13 protein-coding genes are annotated in these 12,425 nt (G+C 66.6%); 2 read left to right on the top strand and 11 right to left on the bottom strand.

Annotation, left to right across the window (positions count from 1 at the left end):
- Positions 1–9 precede the first annotated feature (9 nt).
- The 5 genes from DWF00_RS26605 to DWF00_RS26585 form a co-directional block, all read right to left on the bottom strand.
- Positions 10–1,509, bottom strand: coding sequence for a tripartite tricarboxylate transporter permease (locus tag DWF00_RS26605; protein ID WP_114828186.1), 1,500 nt, complete (start codon positions 1,507–1,509; stop codon positions 10–12).
- Between the two features lie 2 nt (positions 1,510–1,511).
- Positions 1,512–1,964: a tripartite tricarboxylate transporter TctB family protein gene (locus DWF00_RS26600; RefSeq protein WP_181832532.1), complete on the bottom strand. Its 453-nt coding sequence runs from the start codon at positions 1,962–1,964 to the stop codon at positions 1,512–1,514.
- A gap of 105 nt (positions 1,965–2,069) precedes the next feature.
- Positions 2,070–3,014, bottom strand: coding sequence for a Bug family tripartite tricarboxylate transporter substrate binding protein (locus tag DWF00_RS26595; RefSeq protein WP_181832533.1), 945 nt, complete (start codon positions 3,012–3,014; stop codon positions 2,070–2,072).
- A gap of 184 nt (positions 3,015–3,198) precedes the next feature.
- Positions 3,199–4,185, bottom strand: coding sequence for a Bug family tripartite tricarboxylate transporter substrate binding protein (locus DWF00_RS26590; RefSeq protein WP_181832534.1), 987 nt, complete (start codon positions 4,183–4,185; stop codon positions 3,199–3,201).
- 334 nt (positions 4,186–4,519) lie between these two features.
- A complete protein-coding gene (locus tag DWF00_RS26585) occupies positions 4,520–5,581 on the bottom strand; it encodes a LacI family DNA-binding transcriptional regulator (RefSeq protein ID WP_114828190.1) in 1,062 nt (353 codons plus the stop codon).
- 230 nt (positions 5,582–5,811) lie between these two features.
- On the opposite strand from DWF00_RS26585, the gene DWF00_RS26580 reads away from it, so the two are divergent.
- Together DWF00_RS26580 and DWF00_RS26575 are read left to right on the top strand one after the other, a co-directional pair.
- Positions 5,812–6,597 carry an alpha/beta fold hydrolase gene (locus DWF00_RS26580; protein ID WP_181832535.1) on the top strand — a complete coding sequence of 262 codons (786 nt, stop codon included), beginning with the start codon at positions 5,812–5,814 and terminating at the stop codon, positions 6,595–6,597.
- A gap of 57 nt (positions 6,598–6,654) precedes the next feature.
- A complete protein-coding gene (locus tag DWF00_RS26575) occupies positions 6,655–7,557 on the top strand; it encodes a beta-keto acid cleavage family enzyme (protein ID WP_114828192.1) in 903 nt (300 codons plus the stop codon).
- Between the two features lie 47 nt (positions 7,558–7,604).
- On the opposite strand, the gene DWF00_RS26570 is transcribed toward DWF00_RS26575, so the two are convergent.
- From DWF00_RS26570 to DWF00_RS26545, 6 genes are all read right to left on the bottom strand, one after another.
- Positions 7,605–8,363 (bottom strand): enoyl-CoA hydratase/isomerase family protein, encoded by a 759-nt coding sequence (locus tag DWF00_RS26570; RefSeq protein ID WP_114828193.1) that lies wholly within the window; start codon positions 8,361–8,363, stop codon positions 7,605–7,607.
- Between the two features lie 109 nt (positions 8,364–8,472).
- Complete coding sequence (locus tag DWF00_RS26565; RefSeq protein ID WP_114828194.1) at positions 8,473–9,363, bottom strand: MBL fold metallo-hydrolase; 891 nt, start codon at positions 9,361–9,363, stop codon at positions 8,473–8,475.
- A gap of 29 nt (positions 9,364–9,392) precedes the next feature.
- Entirely contained in the window at positions 9,393–10,007 is a 615-nt protein-coding gene (locus tag DWF00_RS26560; protein ID WP_114828195.1) for a glutathione S-transferase family protein, read from the bottom strand.
- A gap of 58 nt (positions 10,008–10,065) precedes the next feature.
- On the bottom strand, positions 10,066–10,764 hold the full coding sequence (locus DWF00_RS26555) for an ABC transporter ATP-binding protein (protein ID WP_114828196.1): 699 nt from the start codon (positions 10,762–10,764) through the stop codon (positions 10,066–10,068).
- Positions 10,765–10,794: 30 nt separating this feature from the next.
- A complete protein-coding gene (locus DWF00_RS26550) occupies positions 10,795–11,559 on the bottom strand; it encodes an ABC transporter ATP-binding protein (protein ID WP_114828197.1) in 765 nt (254 codons plus the stop codon).
- A gap of 2 nt (positions 11,560–11,561) precedes the next feature.
- Positions 11,562–12,422, bottom strand: coding sequence for a branched-chain amino acid ABC transporter permease (locus DWF00_RS26545; protein WP_114828198.1), 861 nt, complete (start codon positions 12,420–12,422; stop codon positions 11,562–11,564).
- Positions 12,423–12,425 lie beyond the last annotated feature (3 nt).

Genomic DNA, 12,425 nt, shown 5'->3' with positions numbered 1-12,425 from the left:
GCCTCTGGCTCACTCGGCGAAGACCTTGCTGCGCTTCCTGGCGATGGCCGGCAGGGCCACGGCCAGCAAGGCCAGCAGCGCCAGAATCAGCAGGCCGGCGCTGATCGGCCTGGTCACGAAGACGGATGGGTGGCCGAAGGACAGGAGCAGCGCGCGGCGCATGTGCTCCTCCAGCATCGGCCCGAGAACGAAGCCGAGCAGGAACGGGGCAGGTTCGCAGCCGAGCCGCAGCAGCACGTAGCCGAGCACGCCCGACAGGCAGAGGGCGTAGAGGTCGAAGACGTTGCCGTTCAGCGAGTAGATGCCGATCGCCGAGAAGGTCAGGATCGCGGGAAACAGCCAGGTGTAGGGGATGGTCATCATCCGGGCCCAGAGCCCGACCAGCGGCAGGTTGAGCACGAGCAGCATGAGGTTGCCGATCCACATCGAGACGATCAGCCCCCAGAACAGGGCCGGCTGCTCGGTCGCCACGTTGGGGCCGGGGACGATCCCCTGGATCACCATGGCGCCGACCATCATCGCCATGACGGCATTCGCCGGCAGGCCGAGCGTGAGCATCGGGATGAAGGAGGTCTGCGCGCCGGCATTGTTGGCGGCCTCCGGCCCGGCGACGCCCTCGATTGCGCCCTTGCCGAACTCACCGGGCGTCTTCGACAGCTTCTTCTCCAGCGAATAGGAGGCGAAGGAGGATAGCAGCGCGCCTCCGCCCGGGAGGATGCCGAGGACCGAGCCCAGCGCCGTTCCCCTCAGCACGGGGCCGACGCAGCGGCGCAGGTCCGGCCATGACGGCAGCAGGCGCCCGATGATCTTGGTGGCCGTGCCCTCGGCCCCTTCCGTCTCCAGGTTGCGCAGGATCTCGGCGACGCCGAAGAAGCCGACCGACAAGGTGACGAAGTTGATCCCCTCAGCCAGTTCGAGGCGGCCAAAGGTGAAGCGCGCCTCCCCGGAGGTGACGTCGTTGCCGACCAGCGACAGCACGAGGCCGAGCACGACCATCGCCAGCGCGCGCACCACCGAGCCATGGGCCAGTGCCACCGAGAAGATCAGCCCGAGCACGATCAGCGAGAAATACTCGGCAGGCCCGAATTCGAGCGCCAGCGAGGTCATGACGGGCGCGAACAGGACGATGACGAAGGTCGCGACCGTGCCGGCGAAGAAGGAGCCGAGCGCCGCGACCGCGAGCGCATGCCCGGCGCGCCCCTGCTTCGCCATCTGGTAGCCGTCGAGCGCTGTGACGGCGGAGGAGGGCTCGCCCGGCAGGTTGAGCAGGATCGCCGTGGTCGAGCCGCCATATTGCGCGCCGTAGTAGATGCCGGCGAGCATGATCAGGGACGGCGTCGGCCCGAGCGCGAAGGTGAACGGCAGCAGCAGCGCGATGGTCGTCGACGGGCCGAGGCCGGGCAGGACGCCGACAGCGGTGCCCAGCACCGTGCCGATGAGGCAATAGCTCAGGTTCTCGAGCGTCGCGGCGGTCGCCAGGCCGAGCATGAGGTTGGAGAAGACGTCCATCGTCAGCCTGCGGACAGCGCGAAGAGAGGGTAGGGCAGGCCCAGCACGTAGCTGAACACCAGCAGCGAGATGGCGAGCAGGACCGCGGTGACGATCAGGACCTGGGTGAGGCTCATCATGCGGCTGGCCAGCGACGAGGTCGCGATGAGCCCGAGTAGCGCCGGTGCCAGGCCAAGGCCCTTCACGGTCAATGCGAACAGGAGCGGCGCGAGCGTGATGAACGCGAGCCCGCGCCAGGGGATCGGCCGGGCTTCGACCTCGTCCTCGCCGGCTCGCTCAAGGACGACGCCGATGCCGAGCGCGATCAGCAGGCAGGAGAGCAGGACGGGCATGAAGCCCGCCCCCATGCGGAGCGTCGAGCCGATGTCGAGCGTGAGAAGGGCGGTCGCGAGGAAGAAGGCGCCGATGGCGACGAAGATGCCACCGGCCTTAAGCTGCCGTCCGGTCGTGCGCATGATGGTCCCCGTTTTGAGGGCAGGGCGTCGCCCGGACATTTCGCAGGCCTGCGCCGCGACTTGCTCGCGCCGCTACTTGCCTGCTCCCGCTACTTGCCTGTCCCGCTACTTTGCGAGCTTCGAGTTGGGCAGCCATTCGCGCCAGGCGCGCGACTGGGCCATGACGTCGTCGGTCGAGCCCTTCGCGCCGAGGTTCACCCGGGTGTTGAAGGTCTTGGCGGCGTAGTCGCCGATCTCCGGCGATTTCACGGCATCGTCGATCGCGTCCGCGATCGCCTTCCTGGCATCAGCGGGCAGGTTCTTCGGCGCCACCAGGAGGAAATAGTTCTCGATGGAGAAGCCGCCGCCCTGTTCGAGCGAGGTTCCGACCTCCGGGGCATAGTCGGCGCGGGCGCCGGTCATGACCGCGATCACCTTCAGCTTGCCCGACTGGACATAGGGCACGTGCACCCCGCCGGAGATCGTGACGTTGGCGTGGCCGCCGAGCACGAGCTGGAGCGACTGGGCCGAGCCCGATGTCGGCGCCGAGACGAAGGCGATCCCTAGCTTGTCCGAGACGCGCTCCATGGCGAGATCGAGGATCTTGCCGGTGCTGGAAAAGCTGATCGGGCCGTTCTTCTTGGTATGGGCGGCGAGCTCGGCGAGGTTGTTGTAGGGCGCGTCCTTGGCCGCGATCAGCGCGTATTCGATCTTCCCGATCGTGCCGACATAGTCGAGATCCTCAGGCATGTACTGGCTTGATTTCGTCAGGAACGGATCAAGCGCGAAATTCCCGGTCGACAGCAGCCCGAGGACGGAGCCGTCTGCCGGCGCGTTCTTGACCTCGATCGCGGCCAGCGCGCCCTGGGCGCCCGACTTGTTCTCGACGATGAACTTCCAGCCCTTCTGCTCCTCGATCTTCTTGAGCATCAGGCGCCCGATGGCGTCGGTGCTCCCGCCGGCCCCGTAGCCGATGATGACCCGGATGGGCTTCTTGGGCTCCCAGGCCTGCGCGGGAGACAGGGCCAGCGCGAAGGCGAGCGCGCAGGTCACGGTCCAAAATCTCTTCATCGTTTCCCCCGGTTCTTGAGCTTGGCATTCGGATCCGGGTCTGCGCCCAGTATGCCCGTGCCGCCGTTTTGTGGATGCGGATGGAGCACCCAATCCGATCCAAGGCATGGTCTGCGAAGCCGACCCGCGCTTTCCTGCGTGGGGGAAGCCTTCAAGAGCTAATTCAAGGCGATGGGCTCAAACGTCATTCCGTGGCCATGAGCCCGGCGCTCACGATCACGGCGCGCCATTTCTTGCGCTCTTCTTCGATGATCGCGGCGAGATCCTGTGCCGTTCCGCCGCCTACGGGGTAGCCGAGGCCCAGCAACTTTGCCGCGATGGCGGGCCGGCTGATGATCTTGTTGATCGCCGTGTTCAGAGTGGCGACGATGTCCGGCGGCGTGCCGGTCGGCGCGGAGATGTAGAGCAGCGGCGAGGCATCGAAGCCCGGCAAGGTCTCGCCAATCGTCGGCACTTTTTCATAGTTGGCCAGGCGGTCGCGGGTCGCCACGGCCAGGAGCTTCAGCTGGCCGCCGGCCTCGGTGTAGTTGATCATCGAGGTCAGCGAGTCGATCGTGGCGTGCACGCGCCCCGTGGTCAGGTCGAGTGCGGCCTGCGCCGAGCTCTGATAAGCGACCGGCGTGATCTTGATCCCGGCCATGGATTTGAACAGCTCGGCCGAGAGGTTGCTCGATGAGCCCGTCCCGGTCGTCGCGAAAAGCAGCGGCTCGGCGCGGGTCTTGCCGAGCGCGATCAGCTCTTTGACCGTGCTCACGCCCAGCGACGCATGCGCCACGAGGATGTTCGGCGGGGTGGTCAGGTGGACGACCGGCACCAGGTCCGCCATCGGGTCATAGGGCAGCTTCTTGTACAGGAACGGATTGGTGATCTGCGCGCCGACGGTGCAGAGCACGAAGGTGTAGCCATCGGGCGCGGACTTGGCAGCGTAGCCGACGCCGAGCGAGCCCGACATTCCAGCCTTGTTCTCGACCAGGAAGCGCTCCTTGAGGTCGATGCTCAGCTCTTCGGCCAGGATGCGCCCGAGAATGTCGGCTCCGCCGCCGGCGCCGTATGGCACTACGATGGTGACCGGCTTCGCCGGCCATGAGGCGGCCTGGGCCCGGCCGGGCAGCCCGGCCAGAAGGCCGATCTGGCAGGCATAGATGAGCAGGCTACGACGGTCGCTTCTCATCTCCATTGCCCTTCTCGACAACCGGGAGCTTTTCTTCAGGATCGCCGCGGAGGCTAGATCGCCAGTTCGGGCCTGTCAATGAACCGTTTCATATTTTCAGACTACGAAACCAGCCTTCGCGGCTGTCCCCAGGCATGCTGTGACGAGGCGGCACCCACTCCGCGTCATCCCGGACAAGCCGCGTTTGCGGCGCAGCTCCGGGATCCATCGTAAGGCTCCGGAGCTCGACGATGGATCCCGGAGCTCCGCTGCGCTCCGTCCGGGATGACGGCGCTTGATTCTGGCAGGGCGCAGCAGGCCCAGGCGGCGGGCGTACGGCGCAAACAGACGAGATTCAGGCGAGATCGGCGACCGAATCGCGAAAAATGATCTCCGCATTCAGGAGTGTGCGGCGCGCCGGAAGCGTGGAGCCCTCCATGCGCTCGGCCAGCATACTCCACGCCATTTTCGAGATGGCCGCCGTCGGCTGCGAGACGACCGACAGGCTCGGCGTCACGATGGTGGCCCATTCCGGCTCGTCCAGCGTCAGGAGCGACATGTCCTCGGGATAGCGGATCCCGAGTTCGCGGACGCATCTGATCGCCCAGGATGCGATCAGGCTGTTGCTGGCGATCATGACGACATGGCCGTGTTTTCCGGAGGCTTCGGAGAGCATCTGCGCGCCGAATTCCTGCTGCGACTTGCCGGTGATCATGACGGTGAACTGAACCTGCTCGGCCGCGTCGGCGACGGCCTGCTTGATGCCCTCGATCCGCTCGCGGGTCACGGTCAGCGTGGGGTATTGGGCGGCGAGCACGATCTTGCGGTGGCCGCGCGCGATCAGTTCGCGCGCGACGCGGTACATCACGCCCCGGTGGTCGACCATGACCTGGTCGAACCTTTCCTCGTTGGCGACCGGCCGGTTCACGATGATGGTCGGGACCGAATTCGCGTGCAGAAAGTCGAGGATGCCGCCGGGCTCGATGCTGGGCACCAGGAGGAGGCCGCCGACCTTGTAGGCCACGAGGCGGACGATCCGGGCATATTCCTTGGCCGCCTCCTGCCGGCTCGTCACCTGCATCAGCTGAAAGCCCGATTCCGACGCCTGGTCCTCGAGCGAATCGGTGATCGCGGAGAAGTTCGGATAGGTCGCGAACGGCACGCAGAGCCCGACGACCCTGGAGCGCTGGAGCCGCATGCCCTGGGCCAGGAGATTGCAGGTGTAGCCAAGCTCGTTCATGGCCTCCAGGACCCGCGCCCGGCGCTCCTTGCGCACCGAACTGCGCCCGTTCAGGACATTCGACACCGTGCCGACCGAGACGCCGGCGTGACGGGCGACATCGATGATGCTGGCGCGGCCGCTCGGCGGGGCGTCGTGCTTTTTCCTGGCTGAAGGCGGGGCCGCTGCATTCGTCATCGGGCTACTCCATCATGCCGGCGGCAACATAACAATCCGGGGCGCCGCCACAGACGCAGCCCGAATGCGGATAGCTCCCGGGCCGAAATTCTCCACTGCACATTTCTCGACCATCCTCACCTAATCAGGGTTTCACTTTTTTTGAAACGGTTCATAATAGCGGTCAGATGAACGTGATCGGGCAGGGCCTAAGAATGCGGCGCATGTGGCGGGAGATCGGGGGCGCTGCCATGCGTTACGGCCTGGCGGGCAGCGGCCCGGGCACGATCGTGCTGATCCACGAAATGGGCGGCAGTCTGGAGAGCTGGGACGACGTGGCCGGCCTGCTGCCGGAGGGCTACGCGGTCCTGTGCCCGGACCTGCGCGGCGCCGGCATGTCCGAGCGGGTGAAGGACCTGACGCTCGACCAGTTGGCCGACGATATCAGGCAACTCGTCGTCGAGCTCGGCCTGGCGACGCCGGTCGTAATGGCCGGCATCGCGGTCGGCGGCGCGGTCGCGCTGCACTGCGCGGTGCGCCACAAGGAGCTGGTCGGGGCGCTGGTTCTGATGAGCCCGGCGCTGGGCGTTCCCCGCGAGTTCCGGCAATCCCGGCTCGAAGTGGTCGATACGGTCCTGCGCTCCGGCATGCGCACCATCGTCGAGGGGGCGCTCAGCGGCGGCTATCCCGAGATCATGCGGGCGCGCGATCCGGAGCGCTATCTCGAATTCAGGGCGCGCTGGCTGGGCAACGACCCCGAGAGCTTCGCAGCCACCTACCGTATGCTGATCGACCTCGATCTCGACGCCGAGCTTGCGGCGATCGCCTGCCCGGCCTGCGTCGTCGCCGGCGCGCATGACGCGGTGCGGACGCCCGCTTCCATGGCGGCGGCAAGGGAGAAGATCCCGGGCGCGGATTTCGAGATCCTCGATTGCGCCCATCACATGTCCGTCCAGGAGCCCGGCCTCGTGGCCGAATTGATCGGCCGCTTCGCGCTCGCCCATCGGCCGCTCCCTGCCCAGCCAGAGATCGCCTGACCGCGCAGATTCTGCGCGCCCGTTTCCAACCTCCCTTTCAAGCCGGAGATAAAGCCCATGCCGACGAAGACCATCATCACCTGCGCCGCGACAGGCGCCTCGCTCTCGCCCTCGATGTCGCCGTACCTGCCGATCACCCCGGCGGAGATCGCGGATCAGTCGATCGCGGCGGCGAAGGCGGGGGCGGCGATCATCCACCTGCACGCCCGCAACGATGATGGCAGCCCGACCAACGATCCCAAGGTCTGGGGCGAGTTCATCCCGAAGATCCGCGACAATTGCGACGCGATCATCAACATGTCGGCCTCGCTCGGCTCCACGGCGGAGCAGCGGCTCGAAGCCGTGATGGTGCACAAGCCGGACATCGCCACGGTGATCGTCGGCTCGATGAACTACGGCCTGTTCCGCAAGGCCCAGAACCAGGGGATCTCGACGTTCGAGCGGCCATGGGAGCAGCAGGCCTTCGGCCCGAGCGCCTATGAGATCGTGACCAATAACAGCTTCGCCAAGATCGCGACGATGATGGACACGCTCGAGGATAACGGCATCGCCATGGAGTTCGAGGCCTATGATGTCGGCCATCTCCACATCCTCGACCATCACCTGTCGAAGCGGAACCTGAAGAAGCCGATCATCGTGCAGTTCCTGACCGGCATCCTCGGCGGCAGCCCGTCCGAGATCGACTACCTCGTCTTCCTCAAGCGCACGGCTGAGCGGCTTTTCGGCTCGGACATCGTGCTCTTCACTCACGGAACCGGCCTCGACAACATCAAGACCGCCACCTACGGCGTGATGATGGGCACCCATGCCCGCGTCGGCCAGGAGGACAACCTGTTCGAGCGGCCGGGCGTGCCCTTCAAGTCGAATGCGGCCCAGGTCGAGAAGCTGCGCCGGATCATGGACGAGTTCGGCATCGAGGTCGCGTCCGCGAAAGAAGCGCGCCAGATCCTCAACATCTGAGGCGATCAATAGACGGCGGCCCTTCCAGCGGAAGGGCCGCCGGGCGCTCAGGGATTTTGCATCCGGGCGACGCCCTGCAGGACCAGGCCGTAGCCGAGCAGCGCCTGCATCCGCCGCTTCAGGTCCTCGGTGAGGACGACGCGGGAATAGCGGCGCACGATCGAATCCTGGCAGAGCAGCAGGCGCGCCAGCTCCCAGGCCCTGTCCAGCACCTTGTCCTTGGGCAGGAGCTCGTTGACGAGGCCCAGGCGCAGGGCCTCCGTGGCGCCGATGACCTCGCCGGTGAGCAGGAAATAGCGCGCCCGGTTCGGTCCCATCAGCATGGGATAGACCACATGGACGCCGTCGCCCGGCACCATGCCGCCCTGGAAATGGGCGCTGTCCTGGATCTCGACGTCGTCGGAGGCGATGACGATGTCGGAGAGCAGCGCGATCTCGGCGTGCCGGTAGGCCGGGCCGTTGATGGCGCTGATCACCGGCATCTCGATATCGAGCAGGTTGCCGAGCAGGCGCTTCGATTCCCAGTAGATCGGGTCGAATTTCTGCGGGGTCATGGCGTTCCGGGTCGGATGGCCGCCCAGCCCCAGTTGTGGCCCGCAGAACTCGTGGCCGGTGCCGGTCAGGATGACGATCTGGTTCTCGTAGTCCCGGCCGACATCGAGGAAGGCCTGCTCCAGTTGCGCATGCGGCTGCAGGCTCCAGCGCAGCGAGTCCTCCTCCGTATGGAAGCGCAGCTCGATGATGCCGTCGATGCGCCGCATCGCGATGTTGGAATACTTGTCCTTGTAGTCGTCGAACGAGCTCATCGAGCCCTCCTGCCGATCATCGTTGCGGTTGCGGGCCTGGAGCCGGCTAGAGCATCGGACCGAAAAGTGGAATCCGGTTTTCGGAAAAATCCGATGCAATAACAAAAGCCTAGAGGATGGTGGTCTCGGCGGTGGGCTCGAACCGGTAGCCGTCGCCTTGCCGGCGGATGAAGCCGGCATGCGGTGCGCCGAAATGGCAGGGCATGACGAACGCATTGGTCCGCGACGCCTCGGCCAGGAAGGCCGCGCGCGTCTCAAGGGCCGCGTCGGGCAGCTGGCAGAAGGCCGTGTTCCAGTCGGGCCGCACGATCTGCAAGGGGTGGTGCATGATATCGGCTGAGAAGACACCGGTCTGGCCGCCCGACTCGACCCAGAGGTTGAGCATGCCGGGCGTGTGCCCGGGCGCCGGCACGACCCTGAACAGGTCGAGCAGCGTCGGCTGGCTCGGGATGAAATAGCCCAGCCCGGCCTCGAAGATCGGGGCGACGCTGTCGGCCAGCGCGCCGTCGGAGAGGTCGGTGCCACGCTCGCGCGAGGCGGTGAAATGCTGGAAGTCGATCTCCGGGAAGACGTAGCGGGCGTTCGGGAAGGTCGGCTCCCAGCGCCCGTCGACGAGCATGGTGTTCCAGCCGAGATGGTCGGAATGCATGTGGGTGATCACCACGTCGGTGACCTTTTCGCGCGGTGCTCCGGCGGCATTCAGCCAGTGCAGGAACAGCGTGTTCAGCTGGTGCATGCGCTCGGCGCTGCGGTTCTTGCGGTTGCCGACGCCGGTATCGACGATGATGACCCTGTCGCCGGCATGGACGACCCAGATCTGGATCGCGATCAGCAGCCGGTCCATCTGCGGGTGGTAGTGGTGCGGCACCAGCCAGCTCTTCTCCTGCTCGATGACGGCCCGGTCGAATTTCGGATAGAGGAAGGCCGGATCGTGGGTCGGGCCGAAATACTCAAGGATGCTGGTGACTTTGATGTCGCCGATCTTGAACGAGCTGATCATGGTGCGCCTCCCGGCATAAGCTTGTGGTGTCAGGCGTCGACGAAGGCCGTCGCGCGGAATGAGGGCCGCTGGGTAATGGCGTCGAACCAGGCGGTGAGGCCCGGGCGGCCCTGGCGCCAGTCGAGGTGCGGGAAGCGGAAATCGGCATAGGTGAGCGCGGTTGCGACCGCGATCTGGCCGAGGTCGATAGGCCGGGCAAGCATCCCGCCCGCCATGGCTTCGAGCCTGTCGGCAGCGAGGGCGAACTTGCTCACGCCTACGGCCATGAAGGTGGCGGAACGCTCGGCCTCCGGCCGCGCCAGCTCGCCGCGGAGGGGGATGAGAAGGTCGGCGATCCCCGTCCCGAGCGCGTGCATGGATTGCACGGCCAGGCGCTCGCCGGGAGCGGCGGGCAGCAGGGGATTCTGCGGGGACAGCGTATCCAGGTATTCGGCGATGACGGTCGAGTCGTAGACGCTGGCGCCGTCGTCGAGGATCAGCGTGGGGATGCGGGCGAGCGGGTTGACCGCATGGAAATCCTCGCTGACCGCCAGCCCGCTGACCACGATGGGCAGGCGCTCGATCCGGTCAGCGACGCCCTTCTCATGCGCGACGACCATCACCTTGCGGACATAGGGCGACCGCGGAGACCAGTAGAGTTTCATGTCGATCCCGGCTCAGGTTGAAGGGGGGTGGCGAGGCCGCGACCGCGTAAGGCCGGCATCAGAAGTACTTCCAGATGTCGGTGTTGCGGGTCACGTCGCAGCTCTCGTGGAAGACCGGCCTGCCATTATTGAGGATCAGCACGTCGTCGACGATCTTGAGCGCCGAAGTGATCTTGTGCTCGATCAGGATCGCGCTGATCTGCCGCTCCGTGCAGATCTGGCGGAAATGCGCGAAGAGCTGCTCGACGAGGTCGGGCTGGAGCCCGACCGAGGGCTCCTCCAGCAGCACGCAGCGCGGCGATCCGAGCAGGGCGAGCCCGAAGGCGAGCATCTGCTGCTGGCCGCCGCTCATGCCGCCGGCGAGCGCTCGGCGCTTTTCGACCAGGATCGGGAAGAGGTCGTAGATCTCGGCGGGCGTGATGCCACTGGCGCCGGCGTTGCGATTGGCCGCCGCCACGACAGCGAGGTTCTCCTCGATCGTCAGGTCCGGGAAGACGCCGCGCCCCTCCGGCAGCAGGCGCAGGCCGCGCTCGATGCGGTCGCTGACCGAGAGCCCGTCGATGCGCTGGCCGTCGAGCCAGATCGAGCCCTCGGAGATCGGGATGAGGCCGAGCAGCGCGCGCAGCGTGGTGGACTTGCCGGCGCCGTTATGACCGAACAGGGCCATAATCTGGCCGGGCGCGATCTCGAACGAGATGCCGCCGACGATGGAGCGGTCGCCATAGCCGGCCTGGATGGTGTCGACGCGCAGGGTCACGATGCGCTCTCCCGGTCGCGGTCAGCCATGTCAGTGCCCCCCGCCGAAATAGATCTCGGCCAGGTCGCGGCGTTCGAGTACGTCGCCGGGGTCGCCGGCGGCCAGCACGCGGCCCTGGTGCATGAAGACGACCTGGTCGGCGATGTCGCGGACGATCCGCGTGTTGTGCTCGACCACCAGCAGGGTCTTGCCGAGGCCGCTGAGACGGCGGATCAGCGCCACCATCGTGTCGAGGGCGGTGGCGCCCAGCCCCGAGGTCGGCTCGTCGAGCAGCAGCAGCTCGGCATCGGTCGCGAGCACGCGCGCGATGCAGAGCAGCTTCTGCTGGCCGAAGCTGATCGCGGTGACGAGATGGTCGGCCTTGGCCAGTAGGCCCACGGTCTCGAGGATCGCGCGGGCCTGCTCGGTCTTGCGCTTGAGCACGGCCTGCGAGTGGAACGGGCGCAGGATCGCGGTGATCGGATCGTTGCCGGTCTCGTCGGCGAGGCAGACGATGACGTTGTCGATCACCGTCATCTCCTCGAACAGCCGCAGGTTCTGGAAGCTGCGCGCGATGCCGCGCCGGACGATGTCGCGCCGGTGCAGGCCGGCGATCGGCTCGCCGCTGAGCCGGATCGACCCGGCATCCGGCTTCAGGAAGCCGGTGATGCAATCGAACACCGTGGTCTTGCCGGCGCCGTTGGGGCCGACGAGGCAAGTGACCTGCCCCTGCCGAAGCGCGAAGGAGCAGCCGTCCAGCGCCCGCAGGCCGCCGAAGCTGCGCGTGACGTTGCCGACATCGAGCAGGGTTTCCATGCTCAGAGCCTCCGTCCGGCGATGCCTTGCGGCCGCAGCAGCATGAAGGCGACGAGCAGCACGCCATAGGCCAGCGAGCGGGCCGGGCCGACCATGGTCGGCGGCAGCGAGACCAACGCCATGAATTGCGGGATCGAGAGCAGGATGAACGGGCCGATGATCGAGCCCGACAGCGTCCGCGCGCCGCCGACCACCAGCATGGTGAGGATGAGGACGGAGACGTGAATCTCGAAGGATGAGGGGTCGATGAAGCTGAGGAAGATCGCGTAGAGCGCGCCGCCGAGCCCGGCATAGGCGCCCGACACGGCGGAGATGCCGAGCTTCAGCCTGAGCACGTTGCGCCCGGCGGCGACGACGGCCAGCTCGTCGAGCCTTATGGCGTGCAGCACGCGGCCATAGCTCGACCGCATCAGCAGGGCGTAGCCGGTCGCGGCGGCGATCAGCGCCAGCGTGGTGACCACGATGAAGTTCCGCGGCTCCTCCGTCGAGACGCCGAAGAAGCTCGGCGCGGGGATGCCGGCGATGCCGCTGACGCCGCCGGTGACGTCGGACCAGTTGATGAAGACGGCCGTCGCCACGAGCTGGATGCCGAAGGAGGTCACGACGAAATAGTCGCCGGCCAGCCGCAGCGAAGGCAGCGAGGTCAGGACGTTGAGGATCGCGCAGAGGACGAGCGCCAGCAGCAGCGCCACCGGGAAGGGCAGGCCGGCCATGGCGGCGACGGCGTAGGCATAGGCGCCGACGCCCATCAGCGCCGCCTGCGAGACCGAGAAGATGCCGATCACGCCGACGAGGAAGTTGGTCGAGAGCGCCATGATGGCGAAGATCTCGGCGAGGATCACGTAGCTCAGGAAGAAGTTCATGGC

It is taken from the genome of Allobosea caraganae, from assembly GCF_003351345.1.
Classification (GTDB): Bacteria; Pseudomonadota; Alphaproteobacteria; order Rhizobiales; family Beijerinckiaceae; genus Allobosea; species Allobosea caraganae.
The sequence above is the reverse complement of the archived record's forward strand: the minus strand, read 5'-3'. Positions and strand labels throughout refer to the sequence as shown.